The following is a 19,698-nucleotide window of genomic DNA, read 5'->3' as shown; positions in this document are numbered from 1 at the left end:
CTTAATCAGATGGGGGGAGTTGCCTCCCCCCGAACTCAGTGCTGTGCAAGCGTCTTGTGCTTGTTAAGACACATGATGCAAAGAGAGAGCGTTGTCAGGCAGTTTTCAAGCTTCTCCGCGTTAACAGCGATAAAATTTGGGCAGTCGTGGCGTCCGTTCATCAAACATACCCCTGCAATGGAGAGCACCTCAGCGGCGCGACGCAGCGCCATCAGCTCGCATTCATCGTATTCCGCCTTCAGGGTCGGTGCTTTTTCACGCATGAAATTACACAGTTCAAACAGATTATCACGCAGATGTTCGCTTTCGCTGACTGACATATAGCCCTTTGCCTTCCTGAGCTGCAGATAGGCGGCCAGGTCGATTCGGGCGTTGATCAGCTTGTTAAGCAGATCGCGTTTCAGTCTGTCAACGGACATGCTATTTCCTCCTCTGTCAGCCATGTTGCACATTCAGAATAAGGTCATTTTTTGTACAGTTTAATGCCTGAGATCAATTATTCTTAACTGATTAACATTATTTACAATGTTACAACCTCGGCCTGGCGCATCCGCCTTGCAAAGAGTGTATAAATCCCCCGCGATACGCTGTAAAATCCCGCCCTGATAACTCCATAATTGATGAATTTTTAACCTATGAGCAATGTTACGCACCAGCCGAAAATCGGCTTCGTCTCCCTGGGCTGCCCGAAAAACCTGGTGGATTCCGAACGCATCCTGACCGAACTGCGCACCGAAGGCTATGACGTGGTGCCAAGCTACGACAACGCCGATATGGTGATCGTTAACACCTGCGGGTTTATCGACAGCGCGGTCCAGGAGTCACTGGAAGCCATCGGTGAAGCGCTGACCGAAAACGGCAAAGTGATTGTTACCGGCTGCCTGGGCGCGAAAGTGGACCAAATCCGCGAAGTGCACCCGAAGGTGCTGGAGATCACCGGCCCGCACAGCTACGAGCAGGTGCTGGAACATGTTCATCACTACGTGCCAAAACCAAAGCACAACCCGTTCCTGAGCCTGGTGCCGGAACAGGGCGTGAAGCTGACGCCGCGTCACTACGCCTACCTGAAAATTTCTGAAGGCTGCAACCATCGCTGCACCTTCTGCATCATCCCGTCCATGCGTGGCGATCTGGTGAGCCGTCCGATTGGCGAAGTGCTGGCGGAAGCGAAACGTCTGGCCGACGCGGGCGTGAAGGAGCTGCTGGTCATCTCCCAGGACACCTCAGCTTATGGCGTAGACGTTAAACACCGCTCCGGTTTCCACAACGGCGAGCCGGTGAAAACCAGCATGGTGGGCCTGTGCGAGCAGTTGGCTAAGCTCGGTATCTGGACACGTCTGCACTACGTCTACCCGTACCCGCACGTTGACGACGTCATCCCGCTGATGGCGGAAGGCAAAATTCTGCCGTACCTGGATATCCCGCTGCAGCACGCCAGCCCGCGTATCCTCAAGCTGATGAAACGCCCTGGCTCCGTTGACCGCCAGCTGGCGCGCATCAAGCAGTGGCGTGAAATCTGTCCGGATCTGACCCTGCGCTCCACCTTTATCGTCGGCTTCCCGGGTGAAACCGAAGAAGACTTCCAGATGCTGCTCGACTTCCTGAAAGAAGCCCGTCTGGACCGCGTCGGCTGCTTCAAGTACAGCCCGGTGGAAGGCGCAACCGCCAACGAGCTGGCGGATCAGGTGCCGGAAGAGGTTAAGGAAGAGCGCTGGAACCGCTTCATGCAACTGCAGCAGCAGATCTCTGCTGAACGTCTGCAGGAGAAAGTGGGCCGTGAGATCATGGTTATCATCGACGAAGTGGACGAAGAAGGCGCGATTGGTCGCAGCATGGCGGACGCCCCTGAAATCGACGGCGCGGTGTACCTGAACGGCGAAACCAACGTTAAGCCGGGTGATATTATTCGCGTCAAAGTTGAAAACGCCGACGAGTATGACCTGTGGGGTAGCCGGGTTTAATCTCACTGCACATCTTTTACAGGCCGGGTAAGGCGTAGCCGCCACCCGGCACATTTCACTGCACTACCCCTTTATCCTCGGATCCAGCGCGTCGCGCAGCCCATCCCCCAGCAGGTTAAACGCCAGCACGGTCAGGAAAATCGCCAGGCTCGGGAAAATCGCCACGTGCGGCGCAATCACCATATCGGCCCTCGCCTCGTTCAGCATCGCGCCCCACTCCGGCGTCGGCGGCTGTGCCCCTAACCCCAGAAACGACAGGCTGGCCGCCGAAATAATCGACACGCCGATACGCATGGTGAAATAGACCACGATGGACGACACCGTCCCGGGCAGAATATGGCTGAACAGAATGGTGGTATCGCTGGCCCCCATGCTGCGGGCGGATTCAATAAACGTCTGCTGTTTCAGCACCAGCGTGTTGCCGCGCACCAGGCGGGCAAAGGCCGGAATCGAAAAGACCGCCACCGCGATAATAACGTTGGCCATGCCGCTGCCCATGATCGCCACCACGGCAATCGCCAGCAGAATGCCGGGGAAAGCAAACAGCACGTCGCAGATGCGCATGATGATGCGGTCCCACCAGCCTTCATAATACCCGGCGACGAGCCCCAGCACGGTACCGATAGCCGCGCCGATCAGCACCGCGACTACCCCGGCGGCGAGAGAAATTTGCGCCCCCACCAGCACGCGGCTGAAGATATCGCGGCCAAGCGAGTCCACGCCGAACCAGTGCAGCATTGAGGGGCCGTCGTTCAGGCGGTCGTAGTCAAAGTAGTTTTCCGCATCAAACGGCGCTACCCAAGGCGCAACGATCGCCACCGCAATCAGCACCAGCACGAACACCCCCGCCGCCATTGCGACCGGCTGACGGCGAAAACGTCGCCAGAATTCGGACCACGGGGTGCGGACATGCTCCGGTTTCAGCCCCGGCATCGCGTTCAAAACGGCCTGACGCCGCCAGTTCAACAATCGCATCTTACTTATACCTGATGGCCGGATTAATGGCGGCGTAAAGCACGTCCACCACTAAGTTGATAAGAATAAACTCCAGCGAGAAAAGCAGGACTTCTGCCTGAATCACCGGGTAGTCGCGCATCTCGACGGAATCGACCAGCAGGCGCCCCAGCCCCGGCCAGTTGAAGACCTTTTCCACGACGATAGAGCCACCCAGCAGGAAACCAAACTGCAGTCCCATCATCGTCACCACCGGGATCATCGCATTGCGGAACCCGTGCTTGAGAATGACCCACTTCTCGCTGACCCCTTTCGCCCGCGCGGTGCGAATATAATCTTCGCTCAGCACGTCCACGAACGAGGCGCGGGTAAAGCGGGCCATCACCGCCGAAACGGCAGCGCCCAGCGTCATGGAGGGCAGAATATAATGCTTCCAGGTATCGGCCCCGACGGTCGGCAGCCAGCCCAGTTCAACGGAGAAGATTTGCATCAGCAGCATCCCCAGCGCGAATGCCGGGAAGGAGATGCCGGTCACCGCCAGGGCCATGCCGAGCTTGTCCGGCCAGCGGTTGCGCCAGACGGCCGCAATAATCCCCGCGCCCAGCCCAAACGCCACCGCCCAGCCCATGCTGGCAATCGTTAACCAGAACGTGGGCATAAAGCGGCTGGCAATCTCCTCCGACACCGGACGCCGCGACACCATTGAAATACCAAAGTCGCCCTGCAGAACGTTGCACATATAGTGCAGAAACTGCATATACAGCGGCTGGTCGAGGCCCAGCTGTTTACGCACCAGCTCAATGACGGTGGCATCCGCTTCGGGCCCGGCTACCAGACGCGCCGGATCGCCCGGCAGCATGTGGACAAACAAAAACACCAGCACCGCCACTATCAGCAGCGTCGGGATAAGCCCCAGCAGACGTTTACAAACATAATTCAGCATGAGGTTTATTTTAAATCCGCATCGTCAAAGCTAAAGCCGGTGTCCGGCATGATGTAGAACCCGGTCAGCGCTTTGTTATGGGCTGAGACCAGTTTCTCCACCACCAGCGGTACCCACGGCGACTCTTTCCAGATAATGTCCTGCGCGTCCTTGTAGAGGCGGGCTTTCTCTTCCGGTTTGGTGGTTTTCAGGGCATCGGCCAGGTCTTTGTCCACCTGCGGATTGCTGTAAAACGCGGTGTTGAACAGGGTTGGCGGCCAGTTCTGCGAGGCGAACAGCGGCGACAGCGCCCAGTCGGCTTCACCGGTCGAGGCCGTCCAGCCGGTGTAGAACATCCGCACGCCGCTCTCTTTCTGCCCTTTCCCCTCCACTTCTGCCGCACGCTGCCCGGCATCCATCGCGGTCACCTGCGCCTTAATCCCCACTTGCGCCAGCTGCTGCTGGGTGAACTGCAGCACCTTCTGGGCGGTGCTGTGATTATGCGACGACCACAGCGTGGTGCTGAAGCCGTTCGGGAAACCCGCCTCTTTCAGCAGCTCGCGCGCTTTGGCCGGATCGTACGGCCACGGCTGATAACTTTGCGCATACGCAATAGACGGCGGCAGCACGCCGGTGGCCGGGGTGGCATAACCCGCAAAAGCGACCTTCACCAGCGCCTGACGGTTAATGGCATAGTTGATGGCTTCACGCACCTTCGGGTTATCGAACGGCTTCTGCGTGACGTTCATGCTGATGTAGCGCTGCATGATAGACGGGCTGGCAACCAGCTCCAGCTTGCTGTTTTTCTGCAGAATGGCGGCCTGCTCATACGGGATGGGGAAGGCAAACTGCGCCTCGCCGGTTTGCAGCATTGCCGCGCGGGTGTTGTTATCCACCACCGGGCGCCAGGTGATGGTGTCCAGCTTCGGCAGCCCCTGCTGCCAGTATCCCGCGAATTTTTTCACCTTCACGAAATCGGTCTGGTTCCAGGTGAGCAGCTCGTACGGCCCGGTTCCCACCGGGTGGAAGCCGATCTCTTTACCGTACTTTTTCAGCGCGGCGGGCGAGATCATCGCCGTCGCCGGATGCGCCAGAATATTGATAAACGCGGAGAATGGCTCTTTCAGGGTGATTTTTACCGTTGCCGGGTCGACTACCTCGGTGCTGGCGATATTTTTATACAGGTTATAGCGCTTGAGGCTGTTTTGAGGATTGCTGGCACGGTCGAGGTTGACCTTTACCGCCTCCGCATTGAAATCAGTCCCGTCCTGGAACTTCACGCCGGAACGGAGCTTGATGGTATAGACCAGCCCGTCGTCGGATACGGTGTACCCCTCCGCCAGCACATTTTTCAGCTTCATCTCTCTGTCGAGACCAAACAGCCCCTGATAGAACGATTTCGCCACCGCCTGGGAGAGCGTGTCGTTGGCGTCGTACGGATCGAGCGTAGTGAAGTTGGAGCCGACGGCAACCACCACGTCTTTGGCGGCGAACGCGGGGGCAGCGGCCAGGGCTGCCGTCACGCTCGCGGCTAACAACCATTTACGCGCTACAAATGTAACCATTGTGTTCTCCTGCCTGTTGTAAGTTATAACCGTGAGAAGGCATTGTCCTGGCGCGGCGGAGCCACGAAGTGACCCGGACCAACCTCACGCAGCGTGACGCGCTCCACGGCTTCGCCGCGTTTACGAATGTTGCTCGGCATCTCATCCTGCAGCAGCACGCGCTGGCCGTGGCGGTGCGCGGGATCGGCAACCGGGACCGCCGCAATAAGCTTGCGGGTGTAGGGGTGCTGCGGATTCTCAAACACCGCCCTTCGCGGGCCAATCTCCACGATCTGCCCCATAAACATCACCGCCACGCGGTGGCTGATACGCTCTACCACCGCCATATCGTGCGAGATAAACAGGAAGGCAATCCCCATATCCCGCTGTAAATCCAGCAGTAAGTTGATAATTTGCGCCCGGATCGAGACATCCAGCGCCGAGACGGACTCATCCGCAATCACCACCTTCGGGTTCAGCGCCAGCGCGCGGGCGATGCAGATACGCTGCCGCTGCCCGCCGGAAAACTCGTGCGGATAACGCCAGGCGTGTTCCGGCTTCAGGCCAACGCGCTCCAGCAGCCAGGCCACGCGACGCTGCGCCGCCTCGCCGTCGAGCAGGTTATGCACCCGCAGCGGCTCCATAATTGAGTACCCTACCGTATGGCGCGGGTCGAGAGAGGCATACGGATCCTGGAAGATAAACTGAATATCTCGCCGTATCGCCTGTAATTTATTATCTGGCAGGGTGTCGATACGTTCACCGTTAAAGGTTATCGTCCCTTCCTGGGTCTCCACGAGCCTGAGCAGCGCCCGCCCGGTGGTGGATTTCCCGCAACCGGACTCTCCTACCAGCGCCAGCGTTTCACCCGGCCAGAGATCAAAACTGACGTTTTCCACCGCATGCACTTCGCGCTTCAGGCGGTTGAAAATTCCGCTGCGCAGCGGAAAGCGGGTCACCAGATTGCGCACTTCGAGTATCGGTTTGCCCGACACCACGGTGTCCTGCTCGCCTTCATTCTCCTGCGGCTCTGTCGCCTCCAGGGAAATCAGCGGAAAACGGCGCGGCAAATCGCTGCCGTTCATCGCCCCAAGCCGCGGCACCGCCGCCAGCAGCGCTTTGGTGTAAGGATGCTCGGGGGCATGGAAAATCTGCTCGACCGCACCGGTTTCCACAGCATTGCCCTTATGCATCACCAGCACCCGATCGGCGATGTCAGCCACTACGCCCATATCGTGGGTGATGAAAATAACCCCCATCTCCATCTCCTGCTGCAGCACTTTGATGAGCTGCAGGATCTGCGCCTGAATCGTCACGTCCAGCGCCGTCGTCGGCTCATCGGCGATCAGCACCGCCGGACGGCAGGAGAGCGCCATGGCTATCATCACCCGCTGGCGCATGCCGCCGGAAAGCTGATGCGGGTAGCGCCCCAGAATGGCCTGCGCCTCCGGAATGCGCACCAGCTCCAGCATCCGTCGGGCCTCTTTGAGCGCCTCATCGCCGCTCAGCCCCTGATGCAGCCGGATGGACTCGGCAATTTGTTCCCCGACCGGGAACACCGGGTTGAGCGAGGTCATCGGCTCCTGGAAGATCATCGCGATATCCGCCCCGCGCACGCCCTGCATCTGCGCGCCGCTCAGCTCGTTTAAATCGATGACCTGACGGTTACGGCGGCGCAGGAGCATTTTCTCGCTGCTGATTTGCCCGCCCGTCTGTTCCAGCAGGCGCATCAGCGCCAGCGCGGTGACCGATTTACCGGAGCCGGATTCGCCAACAATAGCCAGCGTCTCGCCGCGCCTGAGCGAGAACGATAAATTCTGTACTGCGGGGATGAACTGCCGCTCTTCCTGAAACGCAATATTCAGTTGATGGACAGCCAGCACCTCGCGGTTGTCCAGTTCTTCAGTGTGCGGCACGCGCTGCCCCCTTATTCACGATAGATGCCCGTGCTCGGCTCATCACCGGCATAACCCCAGGCGCGGTACATGCCTTCGCTGTTGAAAGGCAGGGCCACGTTGCCCTCACGATCGACCGCAATCAGCCCGCCGACGCCGCCCAGGGCAGGTAATTTTTCCATCACCACGCGCTCGCAGGCCTCGCTCAGGCTTAAACCGCCGTAATCCATCAGCGCGGTGATGTCGTAGGCCGCGAGGGCGCGAATAAACACTTCCCCGGTGCCGGTACACGACACCGCCGCCGTGGCGTTATTGGCATAGCAGCCAGCGCCGGGCAGCGGGCTGTCGCCGACGCGTCCCGGCAGCTTGTTGGTCATGCCGCCCGTTGACGTCGCCGCCGCGAGGTTACCGGCTTTATCGAGCGCCACCGCGCCGACCGTGCCCATTTTTGTGGTTTCATCCAGCGGCGCAGTATGGTCAAGCTGCGTTATGCCCGCCGTACGGGCTTCCAGCAGCTGCTGATAGCGTTCTTCCGTGGAAAACAGATCCGGCGATATCGGTTCCATTCCGTGCTCAAAGGCAAATTTTTCCGCCCCGGCGCCCGCCAGCAGAACGTGCGGGCTCTCCTCCATCACCAGACGCGCCGCCAGCACCGGGTTTCGCAGATGGCTCACGCCCGCCACGGCGCCCGCCTTCAGGGTGACGCCGTCCATCACGCAGGCGTCCAGCTCGTGGGTTTCATCCCGGGTAAAAACCGAACCTATTCCGGCATTAAAGAGCGGACACTCTTCCAGCAGGCGCACCGCCTCGGTGACCACATCCAGCGCGCTCTCGCCCGCTTCCAGCATTTTCTGGCCCGTTTCCACAATGGCGTACAGCGCGTCAATGTAGCGCTTTTCCTGCTCGGGACTAAGCTGTGCACGGGTGATTGCCCCTGCGCCGCCATGAATTGCGATTACCGCATTAACCATTCGCATCACCCGTTAGCCTGATTCGCGGCTTTTTCTATAAATATCATTATCGTCGATGAAACTTCAGATGATTTTTGAATATAGAAAGACGCAACAGTGATGTAAAGCGTACACCCATCGGGTCATACAGTTAGCCGCACTTTTCTGCCATAATGGGCGCTTTCGTTGTTACTCCGCAGGAGCCCACCATGGATTTTACCGCCGGACTGATGCCGCTTGAGACGGCACTCTCGCAGATGCTTGACCGTATTTCTCCGCTGCATGACGTTGAGACGCTGCCGCTTGTGCGCTGTTTTGGTCGTATTGCCGCGCGCGATATCGTCTCGCCGATGAACGTGCCGGGGTTCGATAACTCCGCGATGGACGGTTACGCGGTGCGCCTGGCGGATCTCCAGACGGGTAACGCCCTGCCGGTGGCGGGTAAAGCCTTTGCGGGCCAGCCGTTTGGCGGCGAATGGCCAGCGGGCACCTGCGTGCGCATCATGACCGGCGCGCCGGTTCCGCAGGGCTGCGATGCCGTGGTGATGCAGGAAGAGACCGAGCAGACCGACGACGGCGTGCGTTTTACCGCGAACGTTAAAGCGGGCCAGAACATCCGCCTCACGGGCGAAGACATCACCCTCGGCGCGACCGTTTTTGCCGCCGGGCAGAAATTGACGGTAGGTGAACTGCCGGTGCTGGCGTCGCTCGGCATCGCCGAAGTTGACGTTGTCCGCAAGGTGCGCGTGGCGGTCTTCTCCACCGGCGACGAGCTGCAGCTTCCGGGCCAGCCGCTGCAGGACGGCCAGATTTATGACACCAACCGCCTGGCGGTACACCTGATGCTCGAGCAGCTGGGCTGCGAGGTGATTAACCTCGGGATTATTCCAGACGACCCGGAAAAACTGCGCGCGGCGTTTATCGAGGCGGACAAATCCGCCGACGTGGTCATCAGCTCCGGCGGCGTCTCCGTGGGCGAAGCGGATTACACCAAAACCCTTCTTGAAGAGCTGGGCGAAATCGCCTTCTGGAAGCTGGCGATTAAGCCGGGCAAACCGTTCGCGTTTGGCAAGCTTCCGCACAGCTGGTTCTGCGGCCTGCCGGGTAACCCGGTCTCTGCGGCACTCACCTTCTACCAGCTGGCGATCCCGCTCCTGGCGAAGCTTTCCGGCAACAAAGCCAGCCCGCTGCCGGAACGCCTGCGCGTGCGTGCCGCTACGCGCCTGAAAAAATCACCGGGTCGTCTCGATTTCCAGCGCGGCATTCTGGCACGCGGCGCGGACGGTGAGCTCGAAGTGAGCACCACCGGACATCAGGGCTCGCACATTTTCAGCTCCTTCAGCCAGGGCAACTGCTTTATCGTGCTGGAGCGCGAGCGCGGCAACGTGGAAGCCGGCGAATGGGTTGAGGTAGAAAGCTTTAACCACCTGTTCGGAGGCTGACATGACGGTGGAGCTGAGCGACCAGGAGATGATGCGCTACAACCGCCAGATCGTGCTGCGCGGGTTTGACTTTGAGGGCCAGGAAGCGCTTAAGGCAGCCAATGTGCTGGTCGTCGGTCTCGGCGGGCTGGGCTGCGCCGCCGCGCAGTATCTTTCGGCGGCGGGCGTGGGCAGGATGACGCTGTTGGATTTCGATACCGTCTCGGTGTCCAACCTGCAGCGCCAGACGCTGCACAGCGACGCGACGGTTGGCCAGCCGAAAGTGGACTCTGCCCGCACGGCGCTGGCGCGCATCAACCCCAACGTTCAGTTCACCCTGATTGACGCGATGCTGGATGACGACGCGCTGTTCGCGCAGATTGCGCAGCACGATCTGGTGCTCGACTGCACCGATAACGTCGCGGTCCGTAACCAGCTGAACGCGGGCTGTTTTGCCCACAAAACCTCGCTGGTCTCCGGCGCGGCGATCCGCATGGAGGGGCAAATCAGCGTCTTCACGTACGCCGAGTGTGAACCCTGCTACCGCTGCCTGAGCCGTCTGTTTGGCGAGAATGCGCTGACCTGCGTCGAGGCGGGCGTGATGGCACCACTCGTCGGCGTGATTGGCTCATTGCAGGCAATGGAAGCGATTAAAGTTCTGGCACACTACGGCACGCCTGCCGCGGGGAAAATCGTGATGTATGACGCGATGACCTGCCAGTTCCGCGAGATGAAGCTGATGCGCAATCCGGGGTGTGAGGTGTGCGGAGGTTAAAGCAAACGGCAACCTTCAGGTTGCCGTTTTGGTGTTTGCTCCCTCTCCCTGTGGGAGAGGGTTGGGGCGAGGGCATCAGGCCGCCCCCGTCAGATAGACGTCCGTCCAAACGCTCCCTGCCAGTCCTGCTCAAACTTCACGATCGCCGCATCCACCGCAGGGGAAGTAATAAACTGCTGCGCGACGTCCAGCGGTAGCGTGATGGACTCGCACCCTGCCAGCAGGCAGTCCAGCGCCTGACGCGGGGTTTTAAAGCTCGCGGCCAGCACCTTTGACTGCGGCGCGTGCAGCGCCAACAGGTGCTGCAGTTCAATCACGGTCTGGATCCCGTCCCCGCCCTGCGCGTCCACGCGGTTAACGTAAGGGGCCACATACTCTGCTCCGGCCAGGGCGGACAGCATCCCCTGCGCGGCGCCATACACCGCCGTCCCCAGCGTCGGGATCCCTTCTGCTTTCAGCATTTTGATCGCCGCCAGCCCTTCCGCGGTCACCGGCACCTTCACCACCAGGTCGTTAATGATAGCGCGCAGCTTGCGCGCGTCTTCCACCATCCCTTCGGCGGTGGTTGCCATTACCTGCGCAAACAGACGGCCCTTACCGCCCAACGCGTCGTGCAGCGCGGGCAGCAGCTCATCTAGCGGCGTTTTTCCTGCCGCCACAATGCTTGGGTTGGTGGTCACGCCCGCCAGCGGGAAGATACGCGCCAGCTTTTTGACTGCCGCAACGTCAGATGTGTCGAGATAAAGTTCCATGATGTCACCCTCAAAAATTAGCCTGCACTTACCCTATCACAATAAAACCTGCTCAAGAGTTGACCTGCATCAAGATAACTTTCATTCGAAAGTCATTTAATCTTCATATGCAACTTGAGGGCAAAAATATGATCTTCAATATTCAGCGTTATTCCACCCACGACGGCCCCGGTATTCGAACCGTGGTGTTCCTGAAAGGCTGCTCGCTGGGCTGTCGCTGGTGTCAGAACCCGGAAAGCCGCTCGCGCAGCCGGGACGTGCTGTTTGACGCGCGCCTGTGTCTGGAAGGCTGCGACCTGTGTCAGCTGGCGGCACCAGGCTGTATCGAACGCGCACTCAATGGCCTGGTCATCCACCGCGAAAAGCTGGGTGAAGAGACGCTTAACGCCCTCACCGACTGCTGCCCGACACAGGCGCTTACCGTCTGCGGTGAAGAGAAGCAGGTGGACGAGATCATGGCCACCGTGCTGCGCGACAAACCCTTTTATGACCGCAGCGGCGGCGGGATCACCCTCTCCGGCGGCGAGCCGTTTATGAACCCGGAGCTGGCGCACGCCCTGTTCAAGGCCAGCCACGAACAGGGTATCCACACCGCCGTCGAAACCTGCCTTCACGTGCCGTGGCATTATATCGAGCCGTCATTACCGTACGTCGATCTGTTCCTTGCCGACCTTAAGCACGTCGATGGAGCGGTGTTCAAACAGTGGACCGACGGTTCGGCCAAACGGATCCTGGACAACCTGAAGCGCCTCGCCGCTGCCGGGAAAAAGATCACCATCCGCGTGCCGCTGATCCAGGGCTTTAACGCCGATGAAGCGTCCATCACAGCCATTACCAACTTCGCCGCCGACGAACTCGGCGTCGATGATATTCATTTTTTGCCGTATCACACGCTGGGCATGAACAAATACACCCTGCTCAGCCAACCTTACTCTGCCCCTGACAAACCGCTGGATAACCCTGCCCTGCTGGATTTCGCGCAGCAGTATGCCTGCCAGAAAGGGTTAACCGCGACCTTACGAGGATAAACCTATGACCACCCTGAATCTCAACACCCTCAGCGAACGTATTAAAGCGCATAAAATGGCGCTGGTGCATATCGTCAAGCCGCCGGTCTGTACCGAGCGCGCGCTGCATTACACCGAAATGTACCAGCAGCACATGGACAAGCCGATCCCGGTGCGTCGCGCGCTGGCCCTGGCACATCACCTGGCGGAACGCACCATCTGGATCAAGCACGACGAGCTGATTATCGGCAACCAGGCAAGCGAAGTGCGCGCCGCGCCGATTTTCCCGGAATATACCGTCTCCTGGATTGAGAAAGAGATTGACGATCTGGCGGACCGTCCGGGTGCAGGCTTCGCGGTGAGCGAAGAGAACAAGCGTGTTCTGCATGAAATCTGCCCATGGTGGCGCGGCCAGACGGTGCAGGACCGCTGCTACGGCATGTTCACCGACGAGCAGAAAGGCCTGCTGGAAACCGGCATCATCAAAGCCGAAGGCAACATGACCTCCGGCGACGCGCACCTGGCGGTAAACTTCCCGCTGGTGCTGGAGAAAGGTCTCGACGGCCTGCGCGCCAAAGTGGACGAGCGCCGCTCGCGCATCAACCTGACGGTGCTGGAAGACCTGCACGGCGATCAGTTCCTGAAGGCAATTGATATCGTGCTGGAAGCCGTCAGCCTGCACATCAAACGCTTCGCCGACCTGGCGCGTGAGATGGCGTCTACGGAAACCCGCGAAAGCCGCCGCGACGAGCTGCTGGCGATGGCGGAAAACTGCGACGTGATTGCCCACGAGCCGCCAAAAACATTCTGGCAGGCGCTGCAGCTGTGCTACTTCATTCAGCTGATCCTGCAGATTGAGTCCAACGGCCACTCCGTCTCCTTCGCGCGGATGGACCAGTATCTCTATCCGTACTACCGCCGCGACGTGGAGCTGGACCAGAGTCTGGACCGCGAGCACGCCATCGAGCTGCTGCACAGCTGCTGGCTGAAGCTGCTGGAAGTGAACAAGATCCGCTCCGGCTCGCACTCCAAGGCCTCCGCCGGTAGCCCGCTGTACCAGAACGTCACCATTGGTGGTCAGAAGCTGGTTAACGGCGAGCCGATGGACGCGGTGAACCCGCTCTCCTGGGCGATTCTGGAATCCTGCGGTCGCCTGCGCTCTACCCAGCCAAACCTGAGCGTGCGCTATCACGCGGGCATGAGCAACGACTTCCTCGACGCCTGCGTGCAGGTGATCCGCTGCGGCTTCGGGATGCCGGCATTTAACAACGATGAAATCGTGATCCCGGAATTTATCAAGCTTGGCGTTGAGCGCGATGATGCCTACGACTACGCGGCCATCGGCTGTATCGAAACCGCGGTGGGCGGCAAGTGGGGCTACCGCTGCACCGGCATGAGCTTTATCAACTTTGCCCGCGTTATGCTCGCCGCGCTGGAAGGCGGCCGCGACGCCACCAGCGGCAAGGTGTTCCTGCCGCAGGAGAAAGCGCTCTCCGCCGGTAACTTCGACAATTTCGAGGAGGTGATGGCGGCGTGGGATACCCAGATCCGCTACTACACCCGCAAATCTATCGAAATTGAGTACGTGGTAGACACCATGCTGGAGGAGAACGTCCACGACATTCTCTGCTCGGCGCTGGTGGACGACTGCATCGAGCGCGCGAAAAGCATTAAGCAGGGCGGCGCGAAATATGACTGGGTCTCCGGCCTGCAGGTGGGTATCGCCAACCTCGGCAACAGCCTGGCGGCGGTGAAGAAGCTGGTCTTTGAGCAGGGCGCTATCGGTCAGCAGCAGCTGGCGGCGGCGCTGGCGGATGACTTCGACGGGCTGACCCACGAGCAGCTGCGCCAGCGCCTGATCAACGGCGCGCCGAAGTACGGCAACGATGACGATAGCGTGGACATGCTGCTGACGCGCGCCTACCAGACCTACATTGAGGAGCTGAAGCAGTACCACAACCCGCGCTACGGCCGCGGCCCGATTGGCGGTAACTACTACGCGGGCACGTCGTCTATCTCCGCTAACGTGCCGTTCGGCGCGGCAACGATGGCCACGCCGGACGGACGTAAGGCCCACACCCCGCTGGCAGAAGGGGCAAGCCCGGCCTCCGGTACGGACCACCTCGGCCCGACGGCGGTGATCGGCTCGGTCGGTAAACTACCTACCGAGGCGATTCTCGGCGGCGTGCTGCTTAACCAGAAGCTTAATCCGTCGACGCTGGAAAACGACAGCGATCGCCAGAAGCTGATGGTACTGCTGCGTACCTTCTTCGAGGTGCACAAGGGCTGGCATATTCAGTACAACATTGTCTCCCGCGAAACGCTGCTGGAAGCGAAGAAGCACCCGGACCAGTACCGCGACCTGGTAGTGCGCGTGGCGGGTTACTCGGCGTTCTTCACCGCCCTGTCGCCGGATGCGCAGGACGATATTATCGCCCGTACTGAGCATACGCTGTAAGAAAACGCCCGGTGGCGCTGCGCTTACCGGGCCTACAGAGTCTCCCCGTAGGCCGGGTAAGGCGAAGCCGCCACCCGGCTTTCTGACTTTCATTCGAAATTAAATTTGTGCTCCCCGTCACCTTGTTATTAGAATGTTTCAAAACGCAGTGACCCAGGAGCACAGTATGACCGTTAAAGTTATCGTCACCGATATGGACGGAACTTTCCTTGATGATGCCAAGCAGTACGATCGTGACCGCTTCCAGGCACAGTTTGAGCAGCTTAAAGCCCGCGATATTGAATTCGTTGTCGCCAGCGGCAACCAGTATTACCAGCTCATCTCCTTCTTCCCCGAGCTGAAAGAGCAGATCTCCTTCGTGGCGGAGAACGGCGCGCTGGTGTTTGACCACGGCGAACAGGTTTTCCACGGCGAGCTGACCCGCCATGAGTCGCAGATCGTTATTGGCGAACTGCTGAAAGACGAAGGGCTGAACTTTGTAGCCTGCGGTCTGGAGAGCGCCTACGTCAGCGACAAAGCCCCGGACGCCTTCGTGGCGCTGATGTCAAAGCACTATCACCGCTTAAAACGCATCAGCGATTACCGCGAAATCGACGACGTGCTGTTTAAGTTCTCCCTGAACCTGCCGGACAGCGATATCCCGAACCTGGTCGATAAACTGCACGTCTCCCTGGACGGCATCATGAAGCCGGTTACCAGCGGTTTCGGTTTTGTCGATTTGATTATCCCCGGCCTGCACAAAGCCAACGGCATCAGCCGCCTGCTGAAACGCTGGAAAATCTCCCCGCAGGAGTGCGTCGGCATTGGCGACAGCGGCAACGATGCCGAGATGCTGAAGCTGGTAAAATACTCTTTTGCGATGGGCAACGCGGCGCAGAGCATTAAAGACATTAGCCGCTACAGCACCGACGATAACAACCATCAGGGCGCGCTGAACGTCATTCAGGCCGTGCTCGACAACCACTCTCCTTTCGACGTCTGATCCTTTCCTCGCCGGAGCCCCGCTCCGGCCTCTCACTCTTTTTCCGTCCTGTGGCTTGCGTCAAGTTTTTAAACTTGCATTAACTTATTTTTAACTTAAAGTATCACTTGTAGACATTTTTACTTTCGAATGAAAGATGTGAGGCAGTTATGACCTTTACCAGTGAAACCTTGCCAGCGGACCACAAAGCGGCAATCCGTCAGTTAAAACGTGAGTTACGCGCGCAGATCGGCGACGTGCAGGCGGTGTTCGACAAGCTCAGCGATAAAATCGCCACCCGCGTGGCGGAGATCAACGCCCTGAAAAATAAAGGCGAACCCGTCTGGCCGGTGATTCCGTTTGCAGATGTGAAAAACGGCACGATTACCGACGCTCAGCGCGAGGCCGTTAAGCGCCGCGGCTGCGCGGTGATTAAAGGTCACTTCCCCCGCGAGCAGGCGCTGGCGTGGGATCGGTCGATGCTCGACTACCTCGATCTGAACAAGTTTGACGAGGTGTACAAAGGGCCGGGCGACAACTTCTTCGGCACCTTAACCGCCTCCCGCCCGGAGATTTACCCGATCTACTGGTCCCAGGCACAAATGCAGGCGCGCCAGAGTGAAGAGATGGCGCAGGTGCAGTCGTTCCTGAACCGTTTATGGACATTCGAGAGCAACGGCAAGCAGTGGTTCGACCCTGACGTCAGCGTGATTTACCCGGACCGCATCCGCCGTCGTCCGCCGGGAACCACTTCAAAAGGGCTGGGGGCGCATACCGATTCCGGCGCGCTGGAGCGCTGGCTGCTGCCGGCTTACCAGCAGGTGTTTGCCCGGGTGTTTGACGGCAACGTTGAGAAATACGATCCGTGGAACGCCGCACACCGTACCGAAGTGGAAGAGTACACCGTGGATAACACCACCAAGTGCTCGGTGTTCCGCACCTTCCAGGGCTGGACGGCGCTGTCGGACATGATCCCCGGCCAGGGGCTGCTGCACGTGGTGCCGATCCCGGAAGCAATGGCCTACATTCTGCTGCGTCCTCTGCTGGACGACGTGCCAGAAGACGAACTGTGCGGCGTGGCGCCGGGGCGCGTGCTGCCGATTTCCGAGAAGTGGCACCCGCTGCTTGTCGAAGCATTGACCAGTATTCCGGCGCTGGAAGCCGGTGATTCCGTGTGGTGGCACTGCGACGTGATCCACTCCGTCGCGCCGGTGGAAAATCAGCAGGGCTGGGGCAACGTGATGTACATCCCCGCCGCGCCAATGTGCGAGAAAAACCTTGCCTACGCGAAAAAGGTCAAGGAAGCGCTGGAAACCGGCGCGTCACCGGGCGATTTCCCGCGCGAGGATTATGAGAAAAGCTGGCAGGACCGTTTCACCGTGAACGATCTGAACATCCACGGCAAGCGCGCGCTGGGCATGGCTTAACTGTCGTACAGCCCTTCCCGCTCAACGGCGGTGCGTCGTTTCCCCTGACGTATCCGCCGTACCGACTCCCGCACGGCCAGCGTGCCGTTCAGCAGCAATGTTCCTGACGGCGCGTCCGGGCGCATCAGCCGCTGCTGGAGCATATGCACCGCTTCCGTTCCCAGCTCGTCGCGGGGAACATGCACCGCCGTTAAGGGCACATCCTGAATCGCCGCCAGATTAAAGCCGTCAATGCTCATCACCGAGACGTCCTGCGGCACGCGCAGACCGTGATTTTGCAGCGCGCTGATGGTGCCTGCCGCCATAAAGTCCCCGCCTACCAGGAACGCCGTCGGCAGGTCTTTTCCCTTCTGTTGGTTAAGCCACTCGCTCACCAGTTGCTCCGTCTCTCTGGCGCTGAAGCTTGGCACCACCAGCAGATCGCGCTTGTCCTTGAACGCCAGGTTGTGGGACTGCCACGCGTCGCGGATCCCCGCCAGGCGCAGCTCCATGGTGTAGCGACGCAGGCACAGCACGTTCATCACCTCGCGGTGCCCCATCTCGAACAGGTACTCCGCCGCCCGCTCGCCAATCGCACGGTGATCCGGGGCAACGGCAGGCAGGCGCATGCGGCGGTCCCGGCAGTTAATCAGCATGCAGGGTTTCCCCACATCCACCGCCAGATCGTGGATATGCGGATCGTCGATACCGAGCAGAATGGCCGCCTGGGTATCCGGCTCGTTCATGCGTGCCAGAAAAATCTGGGCGTCGCTGTCGTTCTCCTCCAGCGCGCAGTAGCGCAGCCGAACCTCGTGCGAGGCAAGCCCTTTGCTCACGCTCTGGATCACGCGGTAATAAAAGATGTCGGACCGCTCGTCGAAGGCACGCTGAGGGGCAAAAACCACCAGGCTGTTAAGCAGCAGACGCCCCGCCGCCATGCCGTCCATTACCCCCAGCTCCCGCGCGCACGCCAGCACCTTAGCCCGCGCCTTTTCGCTGGTATTCGCTTTGCCTGCCAGCACACGGGAAACCGTACTGATGGAGAGCTGGGTACGGGCGGCGATTTCGGTGATTTTTAGCCTTTTGTCCATTTTGTGATCTGGCTCCATTTGCGAAATGAAAAAATTTTCATAGCGTATTCATCAGGCAATAACTGACATAAAGACCATCATGCCAGAGGGTTTACGTCAGTTATGAGAAATTTTGCACAAAATCCACTTTTGCCCTCTCATTTTCTTCCCTAAGGTGAACTTGTCACACAGCTTCCATACTAGTTGTATAGCAACTTAAGCATTCTAAGCGGATAGAAATCAAAGGCATAACAATCTGTGTGACACCTGAACCTCCGTCCCCTTACCGTCCGTCTTGTGGAGAGTAAAATGAGTCAGGACATCAATAACACCGTTGCGACAAGCAAAACCCGTCGCGTCATTAAGAATTTGCGCTGGTACGTGCTGGTGCTGTTTTTACTTGGCGTCACCGTTAACTACATCACCCGTAACTCACTGGGGATCCTCGCCCCGGAACTGAAAGAGAGCCTCGGGATCACCACCGAGCAGTACTCCTGGATAGTCGGCGCGTTTCAGATCGCCTACACCATTTTCCAGCCCCTGTGCGGCTGGCTGATTGACGTCATCGGCCTGAAGATTGGCTTTATGGTCTGCGCCGGGATCTGGGCGCTGATGTGTATCTTCCACGCGGGTGCCGGAAGCTGGCTACATCTCGCGATTCTGCGCTTCTTTATGGGTGCTTCCGAAGCTGCCGCCACGCCAGCGAATGCCAAAACCATCGGCGAATGGTTCCCGAAATCAGAGCGTCCCGTTGCCGCCGGCTGGGCAGGCGTGGGCTTCTCCATCGGCGCGATGCTGGCTCCGCCTATCATCTACTTTGCTCACGCGTCGTTCGGCTGGCAGGGCGCGTTTATGTTTACCGGCGTGCTGGCGCTGCTGTGGGTGATCCTCTGGTGGGCGTTCTACCACAACCCGGAACAGCACCCGAACCTGAGCCGCGACGAGCTGGCGTTTATCAAACAGGATAACGAACCCGCACCGCTCAAGCTGCCCTTCCTGACCGCGCTGAAAACCGTCTCGAAAAACAAACGCTTCTACGGTATCGCCATCCCGGCCTTTATGGCAGAACCCGCCTGGGCGGTGCTGAGCTTCTGGGTGCCGCTGTACCTCGCTAAAGAGCACGGCATGGACCTGAAGCAGATTGCGATGTTTGCCTGGCTGCCCTTCCTCGCCGCCGACCTCGGCAGCGTGGCAAGCGGCTACCTGACGCGCCTGTACACCCGCTGGTTCGGCTGCTCCCGCGTGAACTCGGTGGTGGCAAGCTCCGTCACCGGCGCGTTTCTGATGATTTCGCTGGCCATCGTCGCCGTGACCCGCGACCCGTATATCACCATCGTGCTGATCTCCATCGGCGGCTTCGGGCACCAGATCATCTCCTGCATGCTGAGTGCCCTGGTCGTGGAGTCGTTCGACAAAGGCCAGATGGCGACCGTCAACGGCATGCGCGGCTCGGCGGCGTGGATCGCCAGCTTCCTGTTCTCCCTGTTAATCGGGGTGACCGCCGACAAAATCGGCTTCAACCCGCTCTTTATTGCCATGGGCTTTTTTGACCTGATTGGCGCTCTCTTCCTGGTGGCATTTATTGCTGAACGTCGCGCCAAGCGCGCCTGATAGTGGATGTA

16 protein-coding genes are annotated in these 19,698 nt (G+C 59.4%); 8 read left to right on the top strand and 8 right to left on the bottom strand.

The window, feature by feature from the left end; genetic code table 11:
• Positions 1-35 precede the first annotated feature (35 nt).
• Positions 36-419: a biofilm formation regulator BssR gene (bssR, locus tag AC2FAJ_RS09430; protein WP_045630945.1), complete on the bottom strand. Its 384-nt coding sequence runs from the start codon at positions 417-419 to the stop codon at positions 36-38.
• Positions 420-635: 216 nt separating this feature from the next.
• Here bssR and rimO point away from each other — a divergent pair, with 216 nt between their 5' ends.
• Positions 636-1,961, top strand: coding sequence for a 30S ribosomal protein S12 methylthiotransferase RimO (rimO, locus tag AC2FAJ_RS09425; protein ID WP_041910688.1), 1,326 nt, complete (start codon positions 636-638; stop codon positions 1,959-1,961).
• Positions 1,962-2,024: 63 nt separating this feature from the next.
• Here rimO and gsiD read toward each other — a convergent pair whose 3' ends face one another.
• Genes gsiD through iaaA form a run of 5 tightly spaced genes read right to left on the bottom strand, consistent with a single transcriptional unit; the run spans position 2,025 to position 8,247 of the window.
• Positions 2,025-2,936 (bottom strand): glutathione ABC transporter permease GsiD, encoded by a 912-nt coding sequence (gene gsiD / locus AC2FAJ_RS09420; protein WP_193359209.1) that lies wholly within the window; start codon positions 2,934-2,936, stop codon positions 2,025-2,027.
• Position 2,937: 1 nt separating this feature from the next.
• Positions 2,938-3,858: a glutathione ABC transporter permease GsiC gene (gsiC, locus tag AC2FAJ_RS09415; protein ID WP_045630942.1), complete on the bottom strand. Its 921-nt coding sequence runs from the start codon at positions 3,856-3,858 to the stop codon at positions 2,938-2,940.
• Positions 3,859-3,863: 5 nt separating this feature from the next.
• A complete protein-coding gene (gene gsiB, locus AC2FAJ_RS09410) occupies positions 3,864-5,402 on the bottom strand; it encodes a glutathione ABC transporter substrate-binding protein GsiB (RefSeq protein ID WP_047362754.1) in 1,539 nt (512 codons plus the stop codon).
• 23 nt (positions 5,403-5,425) lie between these two features.
• Positions 5,426-7,297 carry a glutathione ABC transporter ATP-binding protein GsiA gene (gsiA, locus tag AC2FAJ_RS09405; RefSeq protein WP_041910692.1) on the bottom strand — a complete coding sequence of 624 codons (1,872 nt, stop codon included), beginning with the start codon at positions 7,295-7,297 and terminating at the stop codon, positions 5,426-5,428.
• An 11-nt stretch (positions 7,298-7,308) separates the two neighbouring features.
• A complete protein-coding gene (gene iaaA / locus AC2FAJ_RS09400) occupies positions 7,309-8,247 on the bottom strand; it encodes a beta-aspartyl-peptidase (protein WP_045630970.1) in 939 nt (312 codons plus the stop codon).
• Positions 8,248-8,435: 188 nt separating this feature from the next.
• Here iaaA and moeA point away from each other — a divergent pair, with 188 nt between their 5' ends.
• Both moeA and moeB read left to right on the top strand, forming a co-directional pair.
• Positions 8,436-9,668, top strand: a complete 1,233-nt coding sequence (moeA, locus tag AC2FAJ_RS09395) for a molybdopterin molybdotransferase MoeA (RefSeq protein WP_485454073.1) — start codon at positions 8,436-8,438, stop codon at positions 9,666-9,668.
• Between the two features lies 1 nt (position 9,669).
• Positions 9,670-10,422 (top strand): molybdopterin-synthase adenylyltransferase MoeB, encoded by a 753-nt coding sequence (gene moeB / locus AC2FAJ_RS09390; RefSeq protein WP_485454072.1) that lies wholly within the window; start codon positions 9,670-9,672, stop codon positions 10,420-10,422.
• 89 nt (positions 10,423-10,511) lie between these two features.
• Here moeB and fsa read toward each other — a convergent pair whose 3' ends face one another.
• Positions 10,512-11,174, bottom strand: a complete 663-nt coding sequence (fsa, locus tag AC2FAJ_RS09385) for a fructose-6-phosphate aldolase (RefSeq protein ID WP_041910697.1) — start codon at positions 11,172-11,174, stop codon at positions 10,512-10,514.
• 128 nt (positions 11,175-11,302) lie between these two features.
• On the opposite strand from fsa, the gene AC2FAJ_RS09380 reads away from it, so the two are divergent.
• The 4 genes from AC2FAJ_RS09380 to AC2FAJ_RS09365 all read left to right on the top strand — a co-directional run bounded on the left by AC2FAJ_RS09380 (position 11,303) and on the right by AC2FAJ_RS09365 (position 17,027).
• Positions 11,303-12,202, top strand: coding sequence for a glycyl-radical enzyme activating protein (locus tag AC2FAJ_RS09380; protein ID WP_485454071.1), 900 nt, complete (start codon positions 11,303-11,305; stop codon positions 12,200-12,202).
• Between the two features lie 4 nt (positions 12,203-12,206).
• Positions 12,207-14,639: a formate C-acetyltransferase/glycerol dehydratase family glycyl radical enzyme gene (locus tag AC2FAJ_RS09375; RefSeq protein ID WP_041910698.1), complete on the top strand. Its 2,433-nt coding sequence runs from the start codon at positions 12,207-12,209 to the stop codon at positions 14,637-14,639.
• A gap of 166 nt (positions 14,640-14,805) precedes the next feature.
• The gene (locus AC2FAJ_RS09370) at positions 14,806-15,621 is read left to right on the top strand and encodes a Cof-type HAD-IIB family hydrolase (RefSeq protein WP_028012470.1); all 816 of its coding nucleotides are present in this window, start codon (positions 14,806-14,808) and stop codon (positions 15,619-15,621) included.
• 149 nt (positions 15,622-15,770) lie between these two features.
• A complete protein-coding gene (locus AC2FAJ_RS09365; RefSeq protein ID WP_485454070.1) occupies positions 15,771-17,027 on the top strand; it encodes a DUF1479 domain-containing protein in 1,257 nt (418 codons plus the stop codon).
• Here AC2FAJ_RS09365 and AC2FAJ_RS09360 read toward each other — a convergent pair.
• A complete protein-coding gene (locus tag AC2FAJ_RS09360) occupies positions 17,024-18,097 on the bottom strand; it encodes a LacI family DNA-binding transcriptional regulator (RefSeq protein WP_059354053.1) in 1,074 nt (357 codons plus the stop codon). The two genes, AC2FAJ_RS09365 and AC2FAJ_RS09360, sit on opposite strands and share 4 nt — an antisense overlap.
• Before the next feature lie 288 nt (positions 18,098-18,385).
• On the opposite strand from AC2FAJ_RS09360, the gene AC2FAJ_RS09355 reads away from it, so the two are divergent.
• Positions 18,386-19,687: an MFS transporter gene (locus AC2FAJ_RS09355; protein WP_485454069.1), complete on the top strand. Its 1,302-nt coding sequence runs from the start codon at positions 18,386-18,388 to the stop codon at positions 19,685-19,687.
• Positions 19,688-19,698: the final 11 nt, after the last annotated feature.

Source organism: Enterobacter cloacae complex sp. 385G4 (assembly GCF_057320665.1).
The sequence above is the reverse complement of the archived record's forward strand: the minus strand, read 5'-3'. Positions and strand labels throughout refer to the sequence as shown.